The sequence below is a fragment of the Streptococcus sp. k-378 genome (assembly GCF_013277505.1).
Taxonomy (GTDB): Bacteria; Bacillota; Bacilli; order Lactobacillales; family Streptococcaceae; genus Streptococcus; species Streptococcus pseudopneumoniae.
Genome location: NZ_VMNC01000048.1, coordinates 18,984 through 27,243, shown reverse-complemented (window position 1 = coordinate 27,243; position 8,260 = coordinate 18,984). Strand labels below are relative to the sequence as shown.

At 42.9% G+C, this 8,260-nt stretch carries 8 protein-coding genes; all 8 read right to left on the bottom strand.

The features are described 5' to 3' along the window. Positions 1-287: 287 nt before the first annotated feature. Positions 288-2,111, bottom strand: a complete 1,824-nt coding sequence (lepA, locus tag HT719_RS05640) for a translation elongation factor 4 (RefSeq protein WP_001047210.1) — start codon at positions 2,109-2,111, stop codon at positions 288-290. A 78-nt stretch (positions 2,112-2,189) separates the two neighbouring features. Further along, positions 2,190-2,918 (bottom strand): metallophosphoesterase family protein, encoded by a 729-nt coding sequence (locus HT719_RS05635; RefSeq protein ID WP_172928519.1) that lies wholly within the window; start codon positions 2,916-2,918, stop codon positions 2,190-2,192. Between the two features lies 1 nt (position 2,919). Continuing rightward, positions 2,920-4,587 (bottom strand): DNA repair protein RecN, encoded by a 1,668-nt coding sequence (gene recN, locus HT719_RS05630; RefSeq protein ID WP_172928517.1) that lies wholly within the window; start codon positions 4,585-4,587, stop codon positions 2,920-2,922. A 6-nt stretch (positions 4,588-4,593) separates the two neighbouring features. After that, positions 4,594-5,025 (bottom strand): arginine repressor, encoded by a 432-nt coding sequence (locus HT719_RS05625; protein ID WP_001034403.1) that lies wholly within the window; start codon positions 5,023-5,025, stop codon positions 4,594-4,596. Next, positions 5,018-5,833, bottom strand: a complete 816-nt coding sequence (locus HT719_RS05620) for a TlyA family RNA methyltransferase (RefSeq protein ID WP_050205636.1) — start codon at positions 5,831-5,833, stop codon at positions 5,018-5,020. Before HT719_RS05620 ends, HT719_RS05625 begins: the two co-directional genes overlap by 8 nt. Further along, complete coding sequence (locus HT719_RS05615) at positions 5,826-6,701, bottom strand: polyprenyl synthetase family protein (RefSeq protein WP_172928515.1); 876 nt, start codon at positions 6,699-6,701, stop codon at positions 5,826-5,828. The genes HT719_RS05620 and HT719_RS05615 overlap by 8 nt, the downstream gene beginning before the upstream one ends. Next, entirely contained in the window at positions 6,698-6,910 is a 213-nt protein-coding gene (locus tag HT719_RS05610) for an exodeoxyribonuclease VII small subunit (RefSeq protein WP_000043226.1), read from the bottom strand. Before HT719_RS05610 ends, HT719_RS05615 begins: the two co-directional genes overlap by 4 nt. Continuing rightward, positions 6,888-8,228, bottom strand: coding sequence for an exodeoxyribonuclease VII large subunit (gene xseA / locus HT719_RS05605; RefSeq protein ID WP_172928513.1), 1,341 nt, complete (start codon positions 8,226-8,228; stop codon positions 6,888-6,890). Before xseA ends, HT719_RS05610 begins: the two co-directional genes overlap by 23 nt. Positions 8,229-8,260: the final 32 nt, after the last annotated feature.

Sequence of the window (8,260 nt, the reverse complement as noted above, 5' to 3'; positions counted from 1 at the left end):
TGAGTTTAAAAACAATAAAATCAATCCTTATATTATTCGGACTACTTTTCACTTATTGCACCAAAATATAGTGAAATGAAATAAGAACAGGGCAAATCTATCAGGACAGTCAAATCTATTTCTAACAATGTTTTAAAAGTAGAGGTGTACTATTCTAGTTTCAATCTACTATACCATTATTTTCTCCGATTTCTTGATAGTTTATAAAAAAGCAGGCCATTAAAGCCTGCTTTACTATTGATTCTTATATACATTTCCTGTGAACAAGGAAAGGCATTTCTGATAACTTATTCTTCATCCATGCTCAAGACGCTGAGGAAGGCTTCTTGTGGGACTTCAACTGATCCAATAGCTTTCATACGTTTCTTACCAGCTTTTTGTTTTTCAAGGAGTTTGCGTTTACGAGAAACATCACCACCATAACATTTAGCAAGTACGTTCTTACGAAGGGCCTTAATATCAGTACGAGCGACAATCTTGTGTCCAATTGCTGCTTGGATTGGAACCTCAAATTGTTGGCGAGGGATGATTTTCTTGAGCTTATCAACGATGAGTTTCCCACGTTCGTAGGCAAAATCCTTGTGAACGATAAAGCTGAGGGCATCCACCTTGTCTCCGTTGAGAAGGATATCCATTTTCACCAGCTTAGATGGGCGATATTCTGACAATTCGTAGTCAAAGCTTGCATAACCACGTGTCGAAGACTTAAGTTTATCAAAGAAGTCAAAGACAATTTCAGCAAGAGGAATTTGATAGATAACATTGACACGGTTATCATCAATATAGTCCATAGTCACAAAGTCCCCACGCTTACGCTGAGCTAGCTCCATTACTGCTCCGACGAACTCCTGTGGTACCATGATTTGCGCCTTGACATAAGGCTCTTCAATGGTCGCAATCTTAGTTGGGTCTGGGAACTCAGATGGGTTTGACACATCCATAGACTCACCGTCGGTCAAATTAACCTTATAGATAACAGACGGAGCTGTCATGATGAGGTCAATGTTGAACTCACGTTCCAAACGTTCCTGGATAACATCCATATGAAGAAGTCCAAGGAAACCACAACGGAAACCAAATCCAAGAGCCTGAGATGTTTCTGGTTCAAACTGAAGACTAGCATCATTCAGTTGCAATTTTTCAAGGGCTTCACGTAGGTCATTGTACTTGTTTGACTCGATAGGATAGAGACCCGCAAAGACCATAGGATTCATCTGTTTGTAACCATGTAATGGCTCTGTCGCAGGATTGGTTGCCAAGGTAACGGTATCACCCACACGAGTGTCCTGAACCGTCTTGATAGAAGCCGCAATATAACCAACGTCCCCAGTCGCAAGAAAATCACGACCAACTGCTTTGGGTGTAAAGATACCGACTTCGGTCACATCAAAGGTCTTGCCATTGCTCATAAGCTGAATCTTATCGCCAGGTTTGACCACCCCATCCATGACACGCACTTGGAGGATAACCCCACGGTAAGCATCGTAAACTGAGTCGAAAATCAAAGCCTTAAGAGGCGCCGTCACATCACCCGTTGGTGCTGGTACTTTTTCTACAATTTGCTCTAGAATTTCTTCTATACCAATACCAGCCTTGGCAGAAGCCAAAACTGCTTCACTGGCATCTAGACCGATGACATCTTCAATCTCTGTACGCACTCGCTCAGGGTCTGCAGCAGGCAGGTCAATTTTGTTAATGACTGGCATGATTTCCAAATCATTATCCAAGGCCAGATAAACGTTGGCAAGGGTTTGAGCCTCAATCCCTTGGGCAGCATCGACCACCAAAATCGCTCCCTCACAGGCAGCTAGCGAACGGGAAACTTCATAGGTGAAGTCTACGTGTCCTGGTGTGTCAATCAAGTGAAAAATATAAGTTTCCCCATCTTTTGCAGTATAATTGAGCTCGATGGCATTTAACTTAATGGTAATCCCACGTTCCCGTTCTAAATCCATACTATCCAAAAGCTGAGCTTGCATTTCACGACTGGAGACTGTCTCAGTTTTTTCCAAAATGCGGTCTGCTAGAGTCGACTTCCCGTGGTCAATATGGGCGATAATAGAGAAGTTACGGATCTTCTCCTGTCGTTTTTTCAATTCTTCTAAGTTCATGAGTCTCTTCCTTTCAGGGTATCTATTTATTATAAATTGTTTTTGACATTTTGACAAGACCATACCCTGCTAGGAGTACTAATCTTCAGCGACAAAGCCGTCATTTTCGATAAAGTGATGTTCTGTTATCCCTTGGTCTGTAAAGACAATCCCGTGAAGGACACCACCATAAACAGCTCCTCCGTCCATCCCAATCTTACCATCTTCTGTAGTCCAAAGCTCAGCTGTACCTCGGTCTTGCTTTAACAAACCATAAACCGGTGTATGACCAAAGACAATAGTTTTCCCAGTATGATTTTCTGCTTCGTGGAATGGTTTTCTAAGCCAAACCTTTTTATAATCTGTGGTTTCATGCCAGTCATCCAAGGTTAAATCAATACCTGCGTGAACGAAGATATACTTGTCTGTCTCCACCACAAATGGCATTTGACGAATAAATTCGACCAGGTCTGCCGCTTCAGTGGCAACACGCTTGGCATCCTCAACTCCATCAACTGGTGCATCCAAGGGACGACCTAGGATAGAATTAATGGTTGTATCTCCACCATTACGACGATAGTGGTCATAGCTTTCTTCTGGGGCATCGAGCCAAGTCAAAAACATATACTCGTGATTTCCTGACAAACAGATCGCCCCTTGATTATCGACCAAGTCCTTAACCATCTCTAGAACACGGCGACTATCCTCACCACGGTCAATCAAATCGCCTAGAAAGAGCAACTGGGTCTGACCATCCCATGTTTTGAGAAGGTCTTCCAGCATCCCAGCTTTTCCATGAACATCTCCAATTACATAATAATCTGTCATCTTATTTCTCCCTGTTTCTCAACAATTCTCTGGCTTGCGTCAGGGCTGCTTCCGTCACATCATCACCTGCCAACATCTTAGCAACTTCTTCCACTCGCTCTTCAACCGTCAAGAGACGAACAGTCGAAACTGTTGAATGGTCATTACTAATCTTCTCAATAAAGAATTGATAATCTGCAATCGCAATCACTTGTGGTAAATGGGAAATAGCCAGAACCTGCCCATGCTGACCAATCTTGTGAATCTTCTGCGCAATAGCCTGAGCTACACGGCCTGAAACTCCTGTATCCACCTCATCAAAGACTATACTTGTCTTGCCTTCTTTACGTGAAAAGGCAGACTTAATGGCTAGCATGAGGCGAGACAATTCTCCGCCAGATGCAACCTTGACCAAGGGTTTAAAGTCTTCACCAGGGTTGGTTGAAATGTAAAACTCAACCATTTCATTTCCCTCACGACTGAATTTGCCCTTGCTAAAACGAACCTGAAACTGGGCTTTTTCCATATAGAGGTCTTGCAGTTCTTGTTTAATCTCAGATTCTAATTGCTGAGCCAAGTCATGACGAGCAGATGCAAGCTGACCTGCCAAATCAACAAGATTGACTTCTAATTTTTTAAGCTCTGCTTCCATGTCCTCAGACGAAAGGTTATTACCTGTCAAGAGATTGTATTCTTCCGTAATCTTTACAAAATAAAGCAAGACATCGTCTACAGTCCCACCATACTTACGGGTAATAGTATGAAGGAGGTCCAAACGATTCTCAACCTGCATGAGACGATTGCCATCAAAATCAAGGTCCTCTATAATAGCTTCCAAACGTTTGCTAATATCTTCTAAGACATAGTAGGTCTCAGACAGTGAGCTTGAAATTTCACGGTATTCAGGGTCGTACTCTTCAACACTTTCCATGTCATTCATGGCTGAACGAACATTGGCCAGACTTGAAAAATCTTCATTGTCCAACATGCTGTAGGCATTGGTCAGTGTATCCGCAATATTTTTATGGTTGAGCAGTTTATCACGCTCTTGATTGAGAGTCAAGTCTTCACCTGCTTGCAAGTTGGCTGCCTCAATCTCTGCCATTTGAAATTCCAACATTTCGATACGTGCCTTGTGTTCCTGTTGGTTTTTCTTGACTTCCAGAACCTGCTTGCGCATTTTTCGATAAGCATCAAAACTCGTCTGATAGGTTTCTTTCAAGTCCCAAAAGGCTGTATCACCAAATTCATCCAGCATCTGAATATGCAGTTGGGGACGCATTAACTCTTCTTGATCATGCTGACCATGAATGTCCACCAGATGTTGCCCAATAGCACGCAAAACAGACAGATTAACCATCTGGCCATTGACACGACTAATACTCCGACCATTTTGCAAGATTTCCCGACGGATGATAATTTCATCACCTAATTCTAAACCTTGCTCATCAAAAATTTCCTGTAAAAGACGACTATTCTCAACTGAGAAAAGCCCCTCAATCTCTGCCTTTGGTGCACCATGACGAATAACATCTGTCGTCGCACGAGCTCCCAACATCATATTCATGGCATCAATGATAATCGACTTCCCTGCACCCGTTTCACCAGTCAGGACTGTCATCCCCTTTTCAAAATGGAGGGAAATAGCCTCAATAATGGCAAAGTTTTTTATCGAAATTTCAAGTAACATATAGACCTACCATTTTTTTACTTGTTCAAAGATTTCCTCAGCTAGACTTTCACTTCTGGCCATGACTAAAATCGAACTATCATCAGCCAAACAGCTGAAAATCTTGTCCGCAAAAGTCTCAATTAACTGAGCTTTTACAAAAGCCGTATTTCCTGGAATAACTTGGAGATTGATCATCTTGTCCATCAATTGAGCCGATTCGATATTATATTCAGCTAGTTGCAAACTTTTTACGATTGATTTTGGCAATTCATAGACATAGGTGTTGTCTCTCAAAGGAATTTTGACAATGCCTAGCTCTTTGATATCACGTGATACTGTCGCCTGAGTGGCAGTGATGCCTGCCTCTTTCAAATGTTCTACAATTTCTTCTTGTGTACCGATTTGATAATCTGTCACAAATCGTCTAATTTTTTCAAGTCTCTCTTTTTTATTCATTTTTAAATTGACTATGCGCCCTTTCTACTATTTCTTCAATCTCAGCAAGAACCTGATTGCTTGCTGACTCTTCTTTTTTCAAATACGCTAAAAATTCAATATTTCCATGCCCACCTTGGATGGGAGAAAAATCCAATCCAAGGACTGAAAAGCCCTCCTCTACTGCCATAGCTGTGACAGATTCAAGGACATGTTGATGAACCTTAGCATCCCGAATAATTCCATTTTTCCCGATCTGCTCTCGACCTGCCTCAAACTGAGGCTTAACTAAAGCCACAACCTGCCCTTGATCAGACAAGACACGGTGCAAGGCCGGAAGAATCAAACTAAGGGAAATGAAACTCACATCAATACTGGCAAAGCTCGGTTCCTGCTCGAAATCAGTCTTTTCAGCATAGCGGAAATTGAACTGCTCCATGCTGACAACCCTTGGGTCTTGGCGTAATTTCCAAGCCAACTGATTGGTACCAACATCGACTGCAAAGACCAACTCGGCACCATTTTGCAACATAACATCGGTAAAACCTCCAGTAGAGGCCCCGATATCAATCGTTGTAGCTCCTTCCACTGACAAATCAAAGACCTGCAAGGCCTTTTCCAGTTTCAAGCCACCACGACTAACATATTTGAGTTTTTCACCCTTGAGTTTTAGCTCGGTGTCATCTGGAATTTTCTCTCCTGGTTTGTCAAACCGTTCTCCATTCAGGACTGCTAGGACTAGACCAGCCATGACACCGCGCTTGGCCTGTTCTCGCGTTTCAAACAAGCCCTGTTTATAAGCTAGTACATCCACTCTTTCCTTAGCCATTGATTCTCAAACTTTCTACTACTCTTACAATCGATTCTATCTCAAAGGGAACCTGCTGGGCAATTTCTTCTAATTTGGCATTAGCTTGATCCAAAGTCTGGTTACAAAAGGCAATAGCTTCTTCCAAGCCCAACAAGGCAGGATAGGTTGATTTTTCAGCCTGCAGGTCCTTTTGAGGTGTCTTGCCGATCTCCTCAAAACTGGCAGTCACATCCAGTACATCATCTCTGACCTGAAAAGCAAGTCCAATCAATTCACCCACAGTTTTCAGCTTTGCCTGCATTTCAGGTGCCAATTCTGCTAGGATAGCAGCTGCTTGGAAGGGATAGGCTAGCAGTTTTCCAGTCTTATTAGCATGAATGGTCTGGAGTTCTTCCAAAGACAAGTGCTGGTGTTCGCCTTCCATATCCAAAACCTGGCCTGCTACCATACCCAGACTTCCTGAAGCAAGGGATAAGTTGGCAATCAAGTCTACCTTAATCTGACTTGGCAAATCTGCCTGCGCTATCAAGGCGTAAGGATCTAGGAACAAAGCGTCTCCTGCCAAAATGGCCATAGCTTCACCAAATTTCTTATGATTGGTCAAGCGTCCCCGACGGTAATCATCATCATCCATAGCAGGAAGGTCATCGTGAATCAAACTCCCTGTATGAATCATTTCCAAGGCCGCGGCCACCTGCCCGTGAGCTGGTTTAATAGCCACCTGCAAGGCTTCCAGAACTTCCAACAAGAGAAAAGGTCGAATACGCTTGCCACCAGCATGAATGGAATAGAGAACAGACTCTCGCAAACTAGAGGCAAACTGCTGGCCTCCATAAAAGTCTTCCAAGGCTGACTCGACAAGAGCTAATTTTTCTTGCTTCTTCATTCAAAATCACTTTCTGTTCCGTCTTCTTGCATGACCTTGACCAAGGTCTTTTCAGCCTTGTCCAGCGTCGCTTGGAGTTCTTTTGACAAGACCATGCCCTTTTGAAAGGCAGCAATCGCATCTTCCAGAGCAATTTCACCATTTTCCAAACTTTGGACAATGGTCTCCAGTTCTGCTAGATTTTCCTCAAATTTCTTTTGTTTTGACATCTTTAACCTCTAATTCTACTTGACCATCTCGCATCAAAAGCGTTACTTGGTCTTTTTTCTTCAAACTCTCAACCGAATCTACAACGTACTCTTCTTTTTTGACAATAGCATAACCACGCGCCAGGATTCGACTGGTATCCAACATCAACAAGGCTTCTGAAAGTCTCTTGACTTCAGCAACCCTGGCATCATAAACCAGCGCCATTTGGCTACGGAGGAGCTTATCCAACTGGCCTAGACGGTCTTGATAGCGTTGGATTTTGGTAACAGGTGATAATTGAACCAGTTGATGCGTCCTTGCTTGGACTAATTGCTTGTTATCAGAAATCCGTGTTCGCAAACTTTGTTTCAAACGCAATTGCAGTTGATCCAAGCGTTGCATATAGCCATCATACAAACGTTCTGGTTGTCTAAAGATAACAGATTGACTGCATTTTTTCAAAGCTTCTTGTTTCTTAGATAGGACATTTCGGACCGCTGTTGCCATTCGTTTTTCTTGATTTTGCAAATGAGCTAATAGATCCAACTTGGTCACAGGTGTGGCTAGTTCAGCAGCAGCCGTTGGTGTTGCAGCTCGTTTATCTGCCACAAAATCTGCCAAGGTCACATCCGTCTCATGCCCCACACTAGAGATAACTGGCAAACGAGATTCAAAAATAGCTCGTACCACAATTTCTTCGTTAAAGGCCCAGAGATCCTCTATGGAACCACCACCACGACCAATAATGAGTAAATCCAAATCGTCCCCTTGATTAGCACGCGCAATATTTCTAGCAATTTCCTCGGCAGAGCCTTCACCTTGCACCTTAGTCGGATAAAGTAGGATATCGACACCTGGAAAGCGCCTGCTGACGGTCGTGATAATATCTCGAATAACGGCTCCACTGCGACTGGTTACCACACCAATTCTCTTAGAAAATTGGGGCAGAGCTTGCTTGAAGCGTTCTTGAAACAGGCCTTCTTCTGTCAATTTTTTCTTGAGTTGTTCAAACTGAATCGCAAGCGCCCCAACCCCATCAGGCTCAGCCTTTTCAATGATGATGGAGTAGCTACCACTTGGTTCATAGACCTGCACACGCCCAATCACATTGATTTTCATTCCTTCTTCTAGGTCGAAACCTAATTTCTGATAAACCCCAGACCAGATGGTCGCTTGAATAACTGCATGGTCATCTTTTAGGGAGAAATATTGGTGAGTAGGTCGTTTACGAAAGTTGGAAACTTGACCAGTTAAATAGACCCGTTCCAAGTATGGGTCTTTATCGAATTTCATTTTCAGATACTTGGTCAAAGTTGTTACCGATAAATACTTTTCCATCTCCACCTACTATTCATTTTCTTGCTCTTTCA

Bases quoted from the DNA above. Each gene is read 5' to 3' on its own strand.
- lepA (WP_001047210.1), bottom strand. From the start codon at position 2,111: ATGAACTTAGAAGAATTGAAAAAACGACAGGAGAAGATCCGTAACTTC.
- HT719_RS05635 (WP_172928519.1), bottom strand. From the start codon at position 2,918: ATGACAGATTATTATGTAATTGGAGATGTTCATGGAAAAGCTGGGATG.
- recN (WP_172928517.1), bottom strand. From the start codon at position 4,587: ATGTTACTTGAAATTTCGATAAAAAACTTTGCCATTATTGAGGCTATT.
- HT719_RS05625 (WP_001034403.1), bottom strand. From the start codon at position 5,025: ATGAATAAAAAAGAGAGACTTGAAAAAATTAGACGATTTGTGACAGAT.
- HT719_RS05620 (WP_050205636.1), bottom strand. From the start codon at position 5,833: ATGGCTAAGGAAAGAGTGGATGTACTAGCTTATAAACAGGGCTTGTTT.
- HT719_RS05615 (WP_172928515.1), bottom strand. From the start codon at position 6,701: ATGAAGAAGCAAGAAAAATTAGCTCTTGTCGAGTCAGCCTTGGAAGAC.
- HT719_RS05610 (WP_000043226.1), bottom strand. From the start codon at position 6,910: ATGTCAAAACAAAAGAAATTTGAGGAAAATCTAGCAGAACTGGAGACC.
- xseA (WP_172928513.1), bottom strand. From the start codon at position 8,228: ATGGAAAAGTATTTATCGGTAACAACTTTGACCAAGTATCTGAAAATG.